This is a genomic window from Curtobacterium sp. PhB25, from assembly GCF_004365375.1.
GTDB lineage: Bacteria > Actinomycetota > Actinomycetes > Actinomycetales > Microbacteriaceae > Curtobacterium.
Map to the genome: position 1 here is coordinate 352334 of NZ_SODR01000005.1, position 17567 is coordinate 369900.

Here is a 17567-nt window from a genome sequence, read left to right on the forward strand (position 1 = left end):
CCGTGCTCAACGCGACCCGAACAGCGATTGTAGACAACGCGTTCACCCCGGATGGTGCGAACGCCGGAAGGATCACACAGCATGGCGTTGCGCGTCGGGGTCATCGGTGGGGGACAGCTGGCACGGATGATGGTGCCGGCGGCCGTCGAGCTGGGGATCGACATCCGGGTCCTCGCCGAGGGGCCGGGCATGTCGGCCGCCATCGCCGCCACGGCCGAGGGTGACTACCACGACGTCTCGACGGTGCTGGCGTTCGCCCGCGACGTCGACGTGGTGACGTTCGACCACGAGCACGTGCCCCAGGACGTCCTGCGTGCCCTGGTCGACGCCGGCGTGGCCGTCCGCCCCGGACCCGGACCGCTGGCCGTCGCCCAGGACAAGATCACGATGCGCACGAAGCTCTCCGAGCTCGGCCTGCCGGTGCCGGACTGGGCCGCGGTGCACGACCCCGACGAGCTCCGGGCCTTCCTCGACGAGCACGGCGGCCGCGCGGTCGTGAAGACGCCCCGCGGTGGCTACGACGGCAAGGGCGTGCGGGTCGTGTCCGACCCGTCGGACGTCGACGACTGGTTCATCGCCGTCGCCGAGGCCGGCGGCGGGCAGGCGCTGCTCGCCGAAGAGCTCGTCCCGTTCACCCGCGAGCTCGCGCAGTCCGTGGCCCGCCGCCCCTCCGGCCAGGTGGTCGCGTGGCCGCTGGTCGAGACCGTGCAGCGCGACGGTGTCTGCGCCGAGGTCATCGCCCCCGCGCCCGACAGCGCCGGACGCATCGCCGACGTGACGGAGTCGATCGCGGTCCGGATCGCCGAGGAGCTCGGGGTCACCGGGGTCCTGGCCGTCGAACTGTTCCAGACCGCCGACGAGCGCATCCTCATCAACGAACTCGCGATGCGACCGCACAACACCGGTCACTGGACCATCGACGGTGCGACGACGAGCCAGTTCGAGCAGCACCTGCGTGCCGTCCTCGACCTGCCGCTCGGTGCCACCGGGTCGTTCGCCCCTGCCGCCGTGATGATCAACGTGCTCGGCGGACCGGCCGACGGCGACCTCGCCGCCCGGTACCCGGCCGCGCTCGAGGCGTTCCCCGAGGCGAAGTACCACTTCTACGGCAAGGCCCCTCGACCCGGTCGGAAGATCGGCCACGTGACGGTGATCGGCGACGACGTCGACGACGTCGTCTACCGGGCACGCGCGGCCGCGGCGCACTTCGACGACTGACGAGGGGGTGTCGGCACTGTTGCCGACACCCGCTCGGGTGCCACCCGCACTGGCGGCTGGCCGGCACTGCGGGCGCATGGTGCCATGGACGGGTCAGGGGTCCGATCGTCCAGGGGAGTGTCCATGCGCCGCCGTCCGCGCCGTGTAGTCGTCTGCGGCGCCGCCGTCGCCCTCACCGCCCTCGTCGGCGGGCTGCTGCCCGTCGCGTTCGGGTCGAGCGCCACCGCCGCGACGTCCGCGACGACCATCCGCTCCGCATCGGCTGCGTCGCTGTACGGCGCCGGTCCGTACCGGTCGCCCACGAGCGAAGCAGCGAAGGCGGCCACCGCGCTCGCCGCCTCGGACCCCGCTGGTGCCGCCGCGGCGTCGACCATCGCCCGGTACCCCGTCGCGACGTGGCTCGGCGAGTGGACGCAGGGGACCCAGCTGACCAAGACGATCAGCACGGCGGTCTCGGGGGCCGAGCAGTCCGGCACCACCCCGGTGTTCGTGCTGTACGCGATCCCGGACCGGGACTGCGGCGGGTACTCCGCCGGCGGGTTCTCCGAGGCCTCCTACGACGCCTGGGTCGACCAGGTCACCGCGGCACTCGCCGGACACCGCGCCGCCGTGATCGTCGAGCCGGACTCCCTCGCGATGCTCAGCAACGCGAAGTGCAGCACCACGCTCGACGACCAGCGCTACCGGATCCTGTCCCGCACCGTCGCCGGGCTCACCGCCGCCGGGGTGCCCGCCTACCTCGACGCCGGCAACTCGAACTGGGTGCCGCCCGCGACGATGGCCGCACGGCTGAACAGTGCCGGCGTGCAGCGGGCCCGCGGGTTCTTCACGAACGTCGCGAACTACTACCCGACCGCGCAGGAACAGGCCTACGCGGAGAAGGTCTCCAGTGCGACCGGGGGATCGAACTACGTGATCGACACCTCGCGGAACGGGCAGGGCTGGCGGGGAACCTGGTGCAACGGACCCGGCGCCGGACTCGGCACCTCGCCCCGGGTCACCACCGACGGCACCGCGCTCGACGCCCTGCTGTGGGTGAAGACCCCCGGCGCGAGCGACGGCACCTGCAACGGTGCCCCCGCCGCGGGCAAGTGGTGGTCCTCCTACGCCCAGGCCCTCGTCGCGAACGCCCGGCTCGGGGTCCCCGCGGCCGACCTCGCGCCGCAGGGTTCGCTCGAGGTCGTCGCCGGCACCGGTGGCGGCGTCCGGGTCCGGGGATGGGCCTTCGACGAGGACGACCCCACGCAGCCCGTCCGGGTCCGTGCCACCGTCGACGGCGCCGCCGCGGGAGCCGTGACCGCCGGACTCCGCCGCACCGACGTCGACGCCGCCGCGGGCGTCGGGGCGACCCACGGCTTCGAGGCCGTCGTCCCGACTGCCGCCGGCGCTCGCCGGGTCTGCGTGACCGCGGTGAACATCGGCGCCGGGTCGGACACCACGCTCGGGTGCGGCACCGTCCGCGCCTTCCGGCACGACCCCTACGTCGCGCTCGAGTCGGTGACGGGGAAGAAGGGCGGCATCAGCGTCCGTGGTTGGGCCTTCGACGGTGACGCCGTGTCCTCCGCCAGCACGGTCGCGATCACGGTCGACGGCAGACGGGTGACGTCGCTGTCGGCGGGACGCGTGCGCGCCGACGTCGACCGGACGTGGGGCTCGGGCACGAAGCACGGCTTCGCCGGCACCGTCGCGCTCAAAGCCGGCAAGCGGACCGTCTGCGCGGTCGCGCGGAACACCGGCACCGGGAAGGACCGGAAGGCGAGCCCCTGCCGGACGGTGACGGTGGCGCGGCGCTGACCGCTCGGGCCCGTTCCGCTGGCAACCCCGCACCGTGCGAGGTGCGGTGCTGCGTGCGAGCCCGGTCGCCCGGTGCGGCACTGCTCAGTCGGTACGAGGTTGATCGCTGGGTGCGGTCATGCAGGCTCGCACGGAGCGGTCAGCGACGACAGGAGTGGGGAACGGGGCACGGTGCTCGCCTGTTCTCCTCCCTGCGCACGGTGCGGCACTGCTCAGTCGGTGCGAGGTTGATCGCTGGGTGTGGTCATGCAGGCTCGCACGGAGCGGTCAGCGGGCTCCCCGGCGACGAACTCCGCACGGTGCGCGTCCGATCACTGCGTGTGAGCCAGGTCGCCCGGTGCGAGAGGATGGGCACATGCCGCGTGATCTCGTCCGCCGGGCCGCTCGTCGACTCCGCCGGGTCGTCGCCGGGACGCCCCCCGTGCCCGTTCCGCTGCCGGTCCTCGGCTACGTCGTCGCGGGCGGTGACGGCGCCCACCCCGCATCCGCCCACGTGCGCGTCGTCCGGCGCACCGAGCACCTGGCGGCCAGCGGCACGGCCGAGGTCCGCCAAGTCGACCCCGTCGCGTTCGTCGACGGGGTCGACACGACGTCGTACGCCGCCGTCCTGGTGCAGCGCGACATCCTGCCGCGCGACGCCGTGCAGCCCTTCCTCGCGGCGGCTGCGGCCCGCGGCGTCCGCGTCGTCGGCGAGGTCGACGACGACTTCTTCACCGAGTCCGGCCGCCAGCGCCTCGCCCGCGCCGAGTACGACCCGGACCGCCTCGCCTCGATCGACGCACTGGTCCGCGGTGCCGACACGGTCGTCGTGAGCACACCGGAGCTGGCCGAGGTCGTGCACCCGGTGGCCCGCGACGTCACGGTCGTGCCGAACGCCCTCGACCCGGGGCTGTGGACCGCCGGCGCGACCGAGGACGACGACGATCGTCCCGGAGCAGAGCACCGGGTGCTCTACATGGGCACGCTCACCCACGCCGCCGACCTCGAACTCCTGCGCGACGTCTTCACCGACCTGACGACCACCGACGGCACGCCGATCCGGCTCGAGGTCATCGGTGTGACCGACGAGGGCGGCGCCGACTGGTTCCGCCGCGTCGAGGTGCCGGACGGCCACTACCCGGCGTTCTCCCGCTGGCTCGTGGCGCACCGGGAGCGCTGGCGTGCCGGTGTCGCGCCCCTGCGTGACGAGGAGTTCAACCGCGCGAAGAGCGACCTGAAGTTCCTCGAGTACACCGCACTCGGACTGCCAGCAGTGGTCTCGGACCGGCCCTCCTACGCCGTGGCGCGGGCCCACGGGGCCGTCGCGGTGCCGGACGACGTCGGCGCCTGGCGTGGTGCGGTGCGCGCCGCTGTCGAGCGCGGGACGGCCGACGAACGGGCGGTCCGGTGGGTCACGGGGGAGCGCACGATCGGCCGTGACGACGACGCCTGGCGCCGCGTGCTGCTCGGCTAGGCTCGTCGCGTGACCGACACCGACGCACCCGTCCAGCCGCTCGTCTCGATCATCATGGGGTCGGACTCCGACTGGCCGACGATGCGCGCTGCGGCCGACATCCTGGCCGAGCTCGGCATCCCGTTCGAGGCGGACGTCGTGTCGGCGCACCGCACGCCCGACAAGATGACCCGGTTCGCCCGCGGCGCCGCCGAGCGTGGCATCCGCGTCGTGATCGCCGGTGCCGGTGGCGCCGCGCACCTGCCGGGCATGGTGGCCTCGATGACGACGCTGCCCGTCATCGGTGTCCCGGTGCAGCTCGCACGCCTCGACGGCCTCGACTCGCTGCTGTCGATCGTGCAGATGCCGGCCGGCATCCCGGTGGCGACGATGGCGATCAACGGCGCCGCGAACGCCGGACTCCTCGCCGCGCGGATCATCGGCACCTCGGAGCCCGCGGTCGCGGCTCGCCTGACCGAGTACGCCGACGGCCTCGAGCGACTGGTCGAGGAGAAGGCCGCGCGCCTGCGCGACTCCCTCTAGCGTTCCGCGCGCCTGCGCGACTCCCTCGAGCGTTCCGCGCGGGTGGCCCCGGGACCGTCGAACGGGTTCCCGCCGTTCAGGACGCCGTACGCGATCGCGTTCGTCCGGTCGGCGCAGGCACGGTCGAGCGTCCGCGTCGCTGTCCGGACGGCCTCGCCGGTGATCGGTCGGCCGCATTCCTCGCATCGGGTCATGCGCGCTACGGTACCGCCATGCCCGCTCGTCTCCGTCGCCACACCGCCACCCTCGTCCTGGTCGGTGTCGCGGTCGTCGCCGCCGTGGTGTGCGCCGTCGCCGCACGGGGTGCCGGCCCGGTGTCCTGGCGGATCCGAGGCACGGACGAGCACGTCGTCGCGACGAAGTCGCAGTTCGACTCGTGGCTCCTGGCGTCGCACGTGGCCGAGGTCGCAGCGGTGGTCGCGGTCGTCGCTGTCCTCGCCGCGGTCGTCACCGCCGTCGTGTCGTCACGCCGCCGTCGCACGCGGGTCTGAACACCACCGCCTGCCGGAGCCCACGAGCCGCCGGCAGCCCCAGAACGGGGGACGCAACAGGGCGCTGATCAGCACTTCTTCGACGTAGACGGAACGTTCTGCAACCCCCGCGTACTGGGGATAAAGCGGTTCTGTCAACCCCGCGCGCGGGCTGCATTTCGCAACTACGGTGAACGGCGGGTGGTCGAGATCCGGCCGCCCGGCACCCACGGGAACGGGTGCGAACCGTCACGTCAGGGAGTGACAGCTCATGCAGAAACGTGCAACCAAGCGGGCCGCACTCACCGTCGTGCTCCTCAGTGCCGCACTCGTCGCTGGACCGCTCGGCACGGGAACCGCAGCGTCCGCCAGCTCGGCACCGATCGGGAGCGTCGGGAACTTCAAGCAGACCTTCCGCGAGAACTTCAGCACGGCGGCGGCGGCCAAGGGGAAGTTCGCCACGACCTACGCGAAGTCGTGGCAGCCCTACCCGGACGGCACCGGGGGCATGTACTACTCGGGCGCCCAGATCAGCTCGCACAACGGGTACATGGACGTCAAGCTGGACGGCAAGCACGGCGCTGCCGGCACCTTCGGCACCCCGTCGGGTGCATGGGGGCACACGGGCGGCAAGTTCATCGTCCGTGCCAAGGCGACCGGCGGCAACGGGAACGGCGCCGCGTTCATGCTCTGGCCGTCGTCCGACAAGTGGTCGGACGGCGAGATCGACTACCCCGAGTCGAACTTCGAGCAGCAGCCGATGCTGCACCACCACTCGATGACCCCCGGCCAGGAGGTCAACGCGACGAGCCTGAGCACCGGCGTCTCGTGGCGGTCGTGGCACACGTACTCGATCGAGTGGATCCCGGGGAAGTCGGTGCGCTACCGCCTCGACGGCGAGGTGATCAAGACGATCACGAAGCACGTGCCGAAGACCGCGCACCGGTACATGTTCCAAGTGGGCAACTGGGGCGCCACCGGTCACCTGTACATCGACTGGGTCAGCACGTACACGTACAAGAAGTGACGTGCACCTCCGAGAAGTGACGTGACGCCCGCGTCGGCTCAGAGGTCGGCGTGCAGCTGCCAGGTCTCGGCGGCGGAGTCGCTCCAGTCGTACATCCGGGCACGGTCCGGCCCGGCGACGGCGAGCTGCCCCGCGAGCAACGGGTCGTTGACGACCTGGTAGACCGCCTGCGCGATCCGCTCCGGGTAGGAGTCCCGCGGGTTCCGGGCGACGGTCACCCCGGCGTCGGACGCGACCTCGGCCACCGCGGGGTCGTCGGAGTGGATGACCGGGGTGCCGAAGCTCATCGCCTCGATCACGGGCAGGCCGAAGCCCTCGGCGAAGCTCGGGAACACGAACACCGTCGCCCGGTCGTAGACCACGGCGAGGTCGGCGTCGTCGATCCGCCCGAGCACCTTCACCCGGTCGCGGGCGAGCCCGGCGCGCTCGGCGGTGCCGTACACGTCGACGTCGCCCCAGCCGTCCGGGCCGGAGATCACGAGCGGGATGTCGGCGGGGGCGTCGGGGTGCGCGAGCGCCTCGATCAGGGACCCGAGCGCCTTGCGTGGTTCGAGCGTGCCGACGGCCAGCACGTAGCGGTCCGGCAGTCCGAGACGCTCGGCGCGCAGGTCGGCGTCGACGGGCAGCCGCAGCCGGCCGCTCGGAGCTCCGCCGATGACGCGCAGTCGGTCGTCGAACCGGTGGATCTCGTTCAGTGCGCTCGCGACCGCGTGGGTGGGCACGACGACGGCGTCGGCGTGCTTCCACGCGCGCTTCACCATCGCCTTGTGGAAGTGGACGCCGCGGGGCGTCAGGGTCTCGGGGTTCGTCCACGGCACGGTGTCGTGCACGGTGACGACGGTCTGCCGGCCCGGGTCCTGGAACCGGTCGTGCTTGACCAGGGGAGCGAGGACGCTCGGCGCGTGCACCATGCCCTTCGCGATGCCACCGACGAAGCCGCCCTGCCACGCGAGCGAGAGTTCACGACGGGCCAGCGGCAGACGCTGCAGGTCGGACAGCCCGGGCAGCAGTGTGCGCAGGTGGGCCATCTCGTCGGAGCTGACCGCGGACACGACCCCGGCGACGTCGCAGCCGCTCGGCGCGTTCGCCACGAGGTGCCGGGCGAGCTCTTCGGCATACCGCCCGATGCCACCCGGAACGGGTGCGACGACCTGGTCGACGAGGACGTGGAGGGTGGTCATGGTGCTGCTCTCCTCGTCGTGGTGATGGGGCCGAGGACCGGCCCGGCGCCCGGCTGCCCGACCCTACCAGGGCAGGTGGGCCGCCCCCTGGAAGCCGCGGCAGGAGACCTGGACGGGAGGCCCGGATCACGTTCCCGACGCGGCGGACGTGATCCGGGCCTCCCGGTCGACTGCCGTGCTTACTCCGTCAACGCTCCTGCGGCCACCGCGGCGCGCAGCGCCTCGCGCCAGTCGCGCATCGGCGCGAGGCCGGCGCGCGACCAGCCGTCGTGGCCGAGCACGCTGTACGCCGGGCGCGGCGCCGGCCGGACGAACGCGGCGCTGTCGGTCGGCAGGACGCGCTCGGGGTCGAGTCCGAGCTCGGTGTAGATGGCGCGGGTGAAGTCGAACCACGACCCCTGCCCGGCGTTGGTGCCGTGGTAGACGCCCGCGAGGGCGTCGCCGTCGACGAGCTCGACGATCCGCGCGGCGAGGTCGCCGGTCCATGTCGGCTGACCGACCTGGTCGGTGACGACGCTCACGGTGTCGTGCGAGCCGGCCAGCCGGAGCATCGTCGCGGCGAAGTTCGGTCCGTGCGCGCCGTAGATCCAGGCGGTCCGGACGACGTACGACGTGTCCGGGGCGATCTCGCGCACGAACGCCTCGCCCGCGGCCTTGGTGCGGCCGTAGGCGTTGATCGGGTCGGTCGAGGCGTCCTCGGCGTACGGGGCGGTGCCGTTGCCGTCGAAGACGTAGTCCGTCGACACCGTGACGAGCTTCGCACCGTGGCGGACCGCGGCCTCGGCCAGGAGCTTCGGGCCGGTCGCGTTGACGGCGAAGGCGTCGTCCTCGTGGTCTTCTGCGTCGTCGACCTTCGTGTACGCGGCGGAGTTGATCACGACGTCGTGTCCGGCGACGGCGGCGTCCACCGCGGCCGGGTCGGTGATGTCGAGCTCGGCGCGTGAGAGTGCCGTGACGTCGCGGCCGGCGAGCGCGGCCTGGAGGTCACGGCCGAGCATGCCGGCGGCGCCGGTGATGAGGTACCGGGTCATGCGATCGCTGCGCGCTCCTTGAGCGGCTCCCACCACGAACGGTTGTCGCGGTACCACTGCACGACGTCGGCCAGGCCCTGCTCGAAGGGGACCTGCGGCTCGTAGCCGAGCTCGGCCTGGATCTTCGAGATGTCGACCGAGTAGCGCAGGTCGTGGCCGAGACGGTCAGCGACGCGGTCGACGTACGACCAGTCCTTGCCGGTGGCGTCGAGGAGCAGCTGCGTGAGCTCCTTGTTGGTGAGCTCGGTGCCGCCACCGATGTTGTAGATCTCGCCGGCGCGGCCACGGGTCAGGACCATCGCGATGCCGCGGGTGTGGTCGTCGACGTGCAGCCAGTCGCGGATGTTGTTGCCCTCGCCGTACAGCGGGACGTGCACGTCGTCGATGAGGTTCGTGACGAAGAGCGGGATGACCTTCTCGGGGAAGTGGTACGGCCCGTAGTTGTTCGAGCAGCGCGTGATCGAGAGGTTCAGCCCGTGGGTGCGGTGGTAGCTGCGGGCGAGCAGGTCGCTGCCGGCCTTCGACGCCGAGTACGGGGAGTTCGGCTCGAGCGGGCGTTCCTCGTCCCACGAGCCCTCGCTGATGGAGCCGTAGACCTCGTCGGTGGAGACGTGCACGAAGCGCTCGGTGCCGTGGCGGAGCGCAGCGTCGAGCAGGCGCTGGGTGCCGACGACGTTCGTCTCGACGAAGATGCCGGAGTCGCGGACCGACCGGTCGACGTGGGACTCGGCGGCGAAGTGCACGATCGCGTCGACCGTCGGGACGACCTCGTCGAGCTTCGCGGCGTCGCGGATGTCGCCGTGCACGAAGGTGTAGCGGGGGGAGTCGGCGACCGGAGCGAGGTTCGCTTCGTTGCCGGAGTAGGTCAGCGCGTCGTAGACGACAACCTCGGCGCCCTCGAGGCCGGGGTACGCGTCCTCCAGGGTGCGGCGGACGAAGTTCGAGCCGATGAAGCCGGCTCCTCCGGTGACGAGGATCTTCACGAGTTCTCTTTCCTGACGGTCGGTTCGTGGGTCGGCGGCGATTCTAGCGGGAGCCCGGTGACGGGGGTGGTCGTGGTGCTCGGCACGGCGGCCGCGGTGCTCGGCACGGCGGCCGCGCGCCAGACGAACACGGCGGCTGCGACGGCGGCGGCGAGGAACAGCGCGCCGGCCACTGCGATCGGGAGCGGCCCGGCGAGTGAGCCACCGGCCATCGCCGACAGGCCGCCGGGGGTGACCCGGAACTGGACGTTCTCCCACGCGCCGCGGTACGCGATGCCGATGCCGTAAAGGGCGATGGCGAACGAGCCGACGGCGGCGATCCGGGCGAGCCGGCGGCGCAGTTCCGGGCGCACGACCAGGGCACGCCACGCCACGGCCTGCGACAGCACGAGGGCGACGACGGCCACGAACAGGAACCGGCCCTGCAGCCCGATGCCCTGGTGCGTGCCGAGGTAGTTCCGCCAGTTGTAGGCAAGGGTCGCGACGACGACGAGCACCGGCCAGACCAGGGCGATGGTCATCACCCGGCGTCCGGCGCCGCGACGCGCGTACGACCAGCCGAGGGCGACGAGACCGACGATCGCCAGGGCGTCGACGACCATGGGCGGCAGCGGCCACTGGTTCGCGCCGAAGTCCCCGAAGAACGAGGCGGTCAGGCCGTCCCACTGCCGACCGGCGAACGCGCCGGGGTTCGCGCCGCCCGACGGGTACGGCTGCACCGTGGTCACGCCGCGCAGCGCGTCCGGCAGCAGGGTCCCGCTGACGAGCAGCGTGCGGACCCACCACCAGCCGGACACGGCGGCGGCAGCGACGACGACCACGCCGGCGTGCAGGGCCGCACGGCGCCACGGACGAGCGGTGCGCTGGTCGCGATCGCGGTCGCGGTGGTCGCGCTCGTCGCGGGCCAGCGCGAACACGAGCACGACGAACGGCACCGCCAGCAGGCCGAGTGCGCTGATCGCCGCCAGGCCGGTCACCGCCACGGCCAACCCCGCCGTGGTCCACCACGACCGGTCACCGGTGAGCACGCGCACGCTCAGCCACACGAGCACGGCGCCGAGCAGGATCATCGGCGCCCACGACGTCACGCCGGCGGCGACCTGCGCGAGCTGCGGCACCGCGAAGAGCAGCAGCGGTGCGACCAGGGCGGTCCGTGGCGACCGCGTCACCCGGCGGACGGTCGCCCACACGAGCGCGGGCAGCGCGGTCACGAGCACGACGTCGAACAGGCGCAGGACGAGCACCGAGGTGGCCCAGTCGTGCGCCCCGAAGCGGATCAGGCGCAGGATGCCCGCGGCGACGAGCCAGTACGTCGGCGGGTTCTGCGACATCGGGTCGATGGCGGGGGCGTCGCCAGGGACCGCTGCCAGGAGCGCGTCGACCGTGGGGCGGTCGACGGCGGGCACCGGGTGCTCCACGATCTGCCGGATCGCAGCGAGGTAGTGCATCTCGCCGCCGTGCGGCCACCCGAGGCCGAGCGCCAGCCGGAACGCGGCGTCGACGTGCGCGGGCTCGTCGGGGGCGCCGAACGCGGGGGTGAGCAGGGCGAAGCCGAGCAGCAGGCCCAGCCACGCGACCGTGATCGTGCCGAGCACGACCCACTCGCGGCGGGCGGTCACGCCGTCACCGCCGTCCGGCGCACGAAACGCACCAGCAGGACCGCCGTGGCGATCAGCGCGACCGCTGCCACGGTGGCCAGCGTGAAGTTCCCGCCGGCAGCGAGCATGCCGTACTCGTCGAACTTGACGATCGAGAACTCGTCGATCCAGAACGCGGCGTCACGGCCGAACGCCCGGAGCGCGTAGACGACGCCGTAGAGGGCGATGGCCGTCGCCGCGACGGACATGCCGACGGCCAGTCGTGTGGCGCCGGCCGCGGTGACGGTCACGCGCCGCCAGGCCAGGGCGCTCAGGGCGATGAGGGCGATGAGGGTGGGGTAGTAGTAGCGGCCCTGGGTGCCGGCGACGATCGTGTTCCGCACGTAGCCGCCCCACCCGCTCTGCATGTGCAGGGCGATCAGGATGACGGGGTACGACGCCAGGACGATCGCGGGTCGCAGCGACGGGCCGCGGCGGAACGCCCAGATGACGATGCCGGCGATCGACACGATGGTCAGGCCGTCGATCAGGAACTGGGCGAACTGGAACTGCGTCAGACCGCCGACGCTGCCCCAGAACGTGCGGGTCACGCCGTTCCAGTAGTCGCGCAGGAAGACCTCCGGACTGGCGGCGGTGTCGTCCGGGAACGGCATCGACGGGCGGGCGTAGGCCATGCCGTCGGGCTGGATCGCGTGGTACACGAGGATGTTCCGCAGCCACCACCAGCCACCGACGACACCGGCGATCCCCAGCGTCCAGGTGGTGCGCAGCACGTTCCGCCAGACGGTCGCGCGGGTGCAGCCCGCCGCCATCACCGCGATCCCGACGAAGGGGACGGCGGGCAGGGCAGTTCCCTTGGTCAGCAGCATCGCGCCGAGCAGCAGGCCGATCCACACCGTGGTCCGCACCCGCTGGTCGCCCGTCAGCAGCCGGACGACGAAGTACACCAGCGCACCCGCGAGGGGCAGCATCAGGGCGTCGTTCGTCACCGAGGTACCGATCGACGCGACCTCGGGGACGGCCAGGATCGCCGCCCCGCCGACCACGGCAGCCCGGGGCGAGCGGGTCAGCCGACGCACCGTGGCCCACGCCAGGAACGGCAGGGGCAGCACGAGCAGGGCGTCGAACAGCCGCAGGGCCATCACGGCGTGGTCCCACCGCAGGTCCTCGAAGTGCACCAGGTGGAGGACCCCGGCGGCCAGCGCGTAGTACGTGGGCGGGTGCTGCGACATCTGGTCGATGCTCGTCGGGTGCACGCCGGGGAACTCCCGCAGCAGCTGGCCCCACGTCGCGTTGTCCGACGCCGGCTGTCGCAGGTTGCTGATCTGCGTGTCGTGCGTGGCGTTGAGGTAGTGCATCGCGCCCGGCTCCGGCCAGGCGTCACCGATCGCCAGGTGCAGGACGGCGTCGACGTGCGTCGGCTCGTCCGGCGCCTTGTAGGTGGTCGTCACGATCGCCCAGACCGCCAGGACGGCGGCGAACGCGACCGTCAGGGCGATGACGACGACGCGCTCAGCACGGCCGACCCGTGGGCGGGCGACGGTGCCCGACACGGCCGGGGCCGTGTCAGTCGCCATACCGCTGCAGTTTCTGCAGGTCGAGCTGCTCCTCGGCCAGCGTGCGGTTGAGGCGGGTGAGGTCGGCGACGACGCCGATCACGATGGAGAGCAGCGCCGTGATGAGCAGCACCACACCGAGGATGATCGACTGCAGGTGGTTGCCGGGGGTCTGCATCGCGAGCAGCACCAGGTAGCGGACGAGCGGCCAGAGCCCGAGCCCGCCCAGGATCACGCTGACCCAGGCGAAGAGCGCCATCGGCCGGTACATCAGGTAGACCCGGGCGATCGCCGAGCCGGACTCGAACATGTGCTGGAAGATGTTGCTGAACAGCCGGGACTCGCGGGTCTTCGGGTTCGTCGTGATCGGCACGGACGCGATCGCCAGGCGCTTGTAGCCGGCCTGCACGATGGTCTCCATGCAGTAGCTGAAGCGCGTGACGATGTTCAAGCGGATCAGCGAGTACTTCGAGTAGGCGCGGAACCCGCTCGCGGCGTCGGGCAGGTCGAGCCCGGCGGCGCGGCTGGCGACCCACGACCCGAAGCGCTGCATGAGCTTCTTGAAGCCGGAGAAGTGCTCGATCGTGCGGGTCTGCCGGTCGCCGATGACGATCTCGGCTTCCTTGCGCAGGATCGGCTGGACGAGTTCGGCGATCTGCGCCTGCGGGTACTGGTTGTCGCCGTCGGTGTTGACGACGATGTCGGCACCGTGCAGCAGGGCGTAGTCGACGCCGTCGCGGAACGACCGGGCGAGCCCCATGTTGGTCGTGTGGTGCACGAAGTGCTTGACGCCGTGCTCCTTGGCGACCTCGACGGTGCGGTCGGTGCTGCCGTCGTTGATGACCAGGATCTCGATCTCGTCGATGCCGTCGATCTCACGCGGGATCGAGTCGATGACGCTGGCGAGGGTGTTCTCCTCGTTGAGGCAGGGGATCTGGACGAATAGCTTCACGGGCTCGCTTGGTCTCGTTTCGGGAGTCGCAGCGCGCGGGGCGCGGGGCACAGAACCAGGACAGCCTATGCGATGCGCCACCTTGCTAGGCTTCCCCGGTGCAGATCCGCGAACTGAAGATCCCCGGCGCGTGGGAGTTCACGCCCGTCCAGCACGGCGACGCACGAGGAGCATTCCTCGAGGCGTACCGGGCCGACGTCCTCGAGGAGACGGTCGGTCACCCGCTGGACCTCCGCCAGGTGAACATGTCGATCTCGTCGGCCGGCGTCGCGCGGGGCATCCACTACGCCCTCGTCGCCCCGAGCCAGGCCAAGTACGTCACCGCCGTCCGAGGCGCCTTCATCGACTACATCGTCGACATCCGCGTCGGTTCGCCGACGTTCGGGCAGTGGGACTCGGTCCGCATCGACGACGTCGACCGCAAGGCCGTGTACCTGTCCGAGGGCCTCGGTCACGCGATCGTCGCGCTCGAGGACCACTCCACCGTGAACTACCTGGTCAGCGCACACTACGACCCCCAGCGCGAGAAGGGGATCACGATCCTCGACCCGACCGTCGGACTCGAACTGCCGGACGGCATCGGTGAGCCGGTGCTCTCCGAGAAGGACACGAGCGCCCCGACGCTCGAAGCGGCCGCCGCCGCCGGTCTGCTGCCGACGTACGAGGAGTGCGTGGCCTACACCGAGTCCCTCCGCACGACGAAGTAACGAAGTAAGGAAGCGATCCCGATGAAGGGCATCATCCTCGCCGGTGGATCCGGCACGCGCCTCTGGCCGATCACCAAGGGCATCAGCAAGCAGCTCATGCCGATCTACGACAAGCCGATGGTCTACTACCCCCTGTCGACCCTGATGATGGCCGGCATCCGCGAAGTGCTCGTCATCACGACGCCGGAGTACAACGAGCAGTTCAAGGCCCTGCTCGGCGACGGCTCCGCCTTCGGCATGGAGATCCAGTACGCCGTGCAGCCGTCCCCGGACGGGCTCGCGCAGGCCTTCGTCATCGGCGAGGACTTCATCGGCGACGACAGCGTCGCACTCGTCCTCGGCGACAACATCTTCCACGGCACCGGCCTCGGGACGAACCTGCGGAAGAACACCGAGGTCGACGGTGCGACGATCTTCGCGTACCACGTGGCCGACCCGAAGGCCTACGGCGTCGTGGAGTTCGACGACGACTTCACGGCCGTCTCCATCGAGGAGAAGCCGGCCGAGCCGAAGTCGAACTACGCCGTCCCCGGCCTGTACTTCTACGACAACAAGGTCATCGAGATCGCGAAGACGATCGAGCCGAGCGCCCGTGGCGAGCTCGAGATCTCGACGGTCAACGAGCGCTACCTCGAGGCCGGTGAACTCGGCGTCCAGGTCCTCGACCGTGGCACCGCGTGGCTCGACACCGGCACGTTCGAGTCGATGATGCAGGCGTCCGAGTACGTCAAGGTCATCGAGGACCGTCAGGGCTTCAAGATCGGGTGCATCGAGGAGATCGCCTGGCGCAACGGCTGGATCGACGACGCGCAGCTCGCCGAGCTCGCCGCACCGCTCGTCAAGGGCGGCTACGGCGTCTACCTCCAGCGGCTCCTCGGCGCCTAGCACCGCCCGTGGCGTCCGGTTCTGGGTGGTTCGGTCGCCGTCGTCGCGACACGACGGCTGCCGACCACCCCGACCGGGAGGCCCGTCCCACGCCCGCAGCGACGACCGACGTCGTCCGCGTGGCCGGCTTCGACGGCCCCCTGCCGCACCTGGACCAGGACGTCACGGTCCTCGTCACGACCCGGTCGGACCGGCACGCCGAGGTCGCGCGCCTCGTCGCCGTCGCCCGCGAGGCCTTCGGCCGTGGCGCTGACGTCCGCGCCGTGAGCTACGTCGCCGACGCCTCGCCGCGCGATCCGTTCGGTCGTCGCCTGCCGTGGGTGCGGAGCGTGCCGGTCGACGGCCTGGGGTCCGCGATCAACGCCGGCCTCGCCGCCGGGGTCGGACGGGTCCTCGTGCTCGTCGACACCTCGGTGACGATCGATGCCGCCGGCCTCCGGGCACTCGCCGAGACCGGAGTCCACCGCCTGGTGCAGGCCTCGGTGCGCACGGCGGACGGTTCAGCGCGGAACGGTGCACTGCTCATCCGTCCCGGCGCACTCCCGTGGTCCGACGACCGTCCGTTCGGCACGGGGGACTCGGTGTTCGGTGCCGATCAACCCGTGCTCGCTGTGCCCCGGGCCGCGATCGTCCCTGCGCCCGTGCTCACGGACGAGCCGACGACGCTCGTCGGGTGGACGCACGCGTGCGCCGTGCGCCAGCGACCGCAGTCGGGTCCCACGATCCTGGTGAAGGACGTCGGTGAGACCGTCCGACTCGCTGAACCCGGGCGGACGATCGACGCTGCCACCGTGGACGTGTTCTCGTCGTGGCGGGACGCGAGACGGGACTCGGTCGACGGCCGGGGCGCTGCAGTCTCCGCCGGGCCGCCGCTGCCGCCGTGGGGAGCGCGACCGGTGACACCGGTCCGCCGGACGACCAGCAGCGCCACCGACCCGCTCACCTGGTCGCTGAAGATCGCCGCTCCCGCCGGGCCCGAGGGTGACGGCTGGGGCGACGTGCACTTCGCCGCCGAGCTGGCCGGGGCCCTCGAGCGGCTCGGGCAGCGCGTCCGGATCGACCGCCGTGACGCCCACGTGCGGGACGACGATGCCGCGGACGACGTGACGCTCGTGATCCGCGGGCTCGACCGGGTGCCGCCGAACCCTGCGTCGGTGAACCTGCTCTGGGTGATCAGCCACCCCGACGACGTCTCCGACACCGAGCTCCGGTCGTTCGACGCGGCCTTCGCCGCCGGGCCGGTCTGGGCTGCTGCGGCCGCAGCGCGGTCGGGGGTCCCGGTCCGCACGCTGCTGCAGGCGACCGACCCCGCGGTGTTCCACCCGGGCGCGCGGGCGACGACGAGCCCCGATGCCGACTGGGTGGTCTTCGTCGGCTCGACCCGCGGCGCCGCGCGCCCGGTGGTCGCCGATGCCGTGGCGCTCGGAGCCGACCTTCGCGTGCACGGCCCGGCGTGGCAGGGCGTGGTCCCCGACGCAGCGCTCGGCGAACCGTCGCTGAGCCGGGCCGAGGTCGCCACGGCCTACGCCTCGGCGCGCGTGGTGCTCAACGACCACTGGGCGGACATGGCGGCCGGTGGCTTCGTGTCGAACCGGGTGTTCGACGTGCTGGCGTCCGGGGGAGTCGTCGTCACCGACGAGGTCGCCGGGCTGACCGAGGTGCTCGACGTCCCGACGCTCGCGGTGGCGCGTTCCCGTGACGAGCTCGCTGCGCTCCTGGACCCGGCACGAGTGTGGCCGACTGCTGCCGAGCGGGCGGCGGTGGCGTCGCGCATCGCCGCAGAGCACTCCTTCGACGCCCGAGCCGACGTGCTGCTGGACGCAGCCCGAACCGAACGCGCCCGCCTCCGCGCCTGACCCGCTGCCCGCGTCCCCGCCGCGCGACGCTCCGCACAACCAAAGTGCGGTCGAGCCGTGCAATCCCGCGGTTCACGTGCACTTCGGTTGTGCGGAACGCGATCGAACCGGGGCCTCCGAAGCTGCGACCGATGTGCGCGCCCCGCTGCGGTCGTGGGGGGCCCGGGGGGGGGGGGGGCGCCCCCCCGGGGGGGGGGGGGGGGGGGGGCCCCCCCCCCCCCCCCCCCCCCCCCCGCCGGGGGGGGGGGGGGGGGGCGCGGGCGGCGGGGGGGGGGGCGGGGGCGGGGGGGCCACGCCACGGCGCACGCACGCGGGGGGGAGGGGGGGACGGCGC

Annotated in this window: 15 protein-coding genes; 9 read left to right on the forward strand and 6 right to left on the reverse strand. The window is 72.1% G+C overall.

What is annotated here, in order from left to right:
* Positions 1-81: 81 nt before the first annotated feature.
* From EDF51_RS12425 to EDF51_RS12450, 6 genes are all read left to right on the forward strand, one after another.
* The gene (locus EDF51_RS12425) at positions 82-1218 is read left to right on the forward strand and encodes a 5-(carboxyamino)imidazole ribonucleotide synthase (protein WP_131881415.1); all 1137 of its coding nucleotides are present in this window, start codon (positions 82-84) and stop codon (positions 1216-1218) included.
* Between the two features lie 123 nt (positions 1219-1341).
* Positions 1342-3012, forward strand: coding sequence for a glycoside hydrolase family 6 protein (locus tag EDF51_RS12430; RefSeq protein WP_166673538.1), 1671 nt, complete (start codon positions 1342-1344; stop codon positions 3010-3012).
* A gap of 355 nt (positions 3013-3367) precedes the next feature.
* Positions 3368-4465, forward strand: a complete 1098-nt coding sequence (locus tag EDF51_RS12435; RefSeq protein WP_131845617.1) for a hypothetical protein — start codon at positions 3368-3370, stop codon at positions 4463-4465.
* A 9-nt stretch (positions 4466-4474) separates the two neighbouring features.
* Positions 4475-4987: a 5-(carboxyamino)imidazole ribonucleotide mutase gene (gene purE / locus EDF51_RS12440; protein WP_111086008.1), complete on the forward strand. Its 513-nt coding sequence runs from the start codon at positions 4475-4477 to the stop codon at positions 4985-4987.
* A 212-nt stretch (positions 4988-5199) separates the two neighbouring features.
* Complete coding sequence (locus EDF51_RS12445) at positions 5200-5478, forward strand: hypothetical protein (RefSeq protein ID WP_131845615.1); 279 nt, start codon at positions 5200-5202, stop codon at positions 5476-5478.
* A 250-nt stretch (positions 5479-5728) separates the two neighbouring features.
* Positions 5729-6484 carry a glycoside hydrolase family 16 protein gene (locus tag EDF51_RS12450; RefSeq protein WP_131845614.1) on the forward strand — a complete coding sequence of 252 codons (756 nt, stop codon included), beginning with the start codon at positions 5729-5731 and terminating at the stop codon, positions 6482-6484.
* A 38-nt stretch (positions 6485-6522) separates the two neighbouring features.
* Here the strand turns inward: EDF51_RS12450 and EDF51_RS12455 are convergent, their stop codons facing one another.
* The 6 genes from EDF51_RS12455 to EDF51_RS12480 form a co-directional block, all read right to left on the reverse strand.
* Entirely contained in the window at positions 6523-7665 is a 1143-nt protein-coding gene (locus tag EDF51_RS12455) for a glycosyltransferase family 1 protein (protein ID WP_123292216.1), read from the reverse strand.
* A 179-nt stretch (positions 7666-7844) separates the two neighbouring features.
* Complete coding sequence (gene rfbD, locus EDF51_RS12460; RefSeq protein ID WP_134195074.1) at positions 7845-8696, reverse strand: dTDP-4-dehydrorhamnose reductase; 852 nt, start codon at positions 8694-8696, stop codon at positions 7845-7847.
* On the reverse strand, positions 8693-9679 hold the full coding sequence (gene rfbB, locus EDF51_RS12465; protein WP_111086003.1) for a dTDP-glucose 4,6-dehydratase: 987 nt from the start codon (positions 9677-9679) through the stop codon (positions 8693-8695). The genes rfbD and rfbB overlap by 4 nt, the downstream gene beginning before the upstream one ends.
* Positions 9676-11298 (reverse strand): glycosyltransferase family 39 protein, encoded by a 1623-nt coding sequence (locus EDF51_RS12470; protein WP_131845612.1) that lies wholly within the window; start codon positions 11296-11298, stop codon positions 9676-9678. Before EDF51_RS12470 ends, rfbB begins: the two co-directional genes overlap by 4 nt.
* Positions 11295-12854 carry a glycosyltransferase family 39 protein gene (locus EDF51_RS12475; protein ID WP_134195076.1) on the reverse strand — a complete coding sequence of 520 codons (1560 nt, stop codon included), beginning with the start codon at positions 12852-12854 and terminating at the stop codon, positions 11295-11297. The genes EDF51_RS12470 and EDF51_RS12475 overlap by 4 nt, the downstream gene beginning before the upstream one ends.
* On the reverse strand, positions 12844-13785 hold the full coding sequence (locus EDF51_RS12480; RefSeq protein ID WP_111086000.1) for a glycosyltransferase family 2 protein: 942 nt from the start codon (positions 13783-13785) through the stop codon (positions 12844-12846). The genes EDF51_RS12475 and EDF51_RS12480 overlap by 11 nt, the downstream gene beginning before the upstream one ends.
* A gap of 98 nt (positions 13786-13883) precedes the next feature.
* Between EDF51_RS12480 and rfbC the strand changes: the two genes are divergently transcribed.
* Genes rfbC through EDF51_RS12495 form a run of 3 tightly spaced genes read left to right on the forward strand, consistent with a single transcriptional unit; the run spans position 13884 to position 17233 of the window.
* Entirely contained in the window at positions 13884-14492 is a 609-nt protein-coding gene (rfbC, locus tag EDF51_RS12485) for a dTDP-4-dehydrorhamnose 3,5-epimerase (protein WP_111085999.1), read from the forward strand.
* 21 nt (positions 14493-14513) lie between these two features.
* Complete coding sequence (rfbA, locus tag EDF51_RS12490) at positions 14514-15377, forward strand: glucose-1-phosphate thymidylyltransferase RfbA (RefSeq protein WP_111085998.1); 864 nt, start codon at positions 14514-14516, stop codon at positions 15375-15377.
* An 8-nt stretch (positions 15378-15385) separates the two neighbouring features.
* On the forward strand, positions 15386-17233 hold the full coding sequence (locus EDF51_RS12495; RefSeq protein WP_134195078.1) for a glycosyltransferase: 1848 nt from the start codon (positions 15386-15388) through the stop codon (positions 17231-17233).
* Positions 17234-17567: the final 334 nt, after the last annotated feature.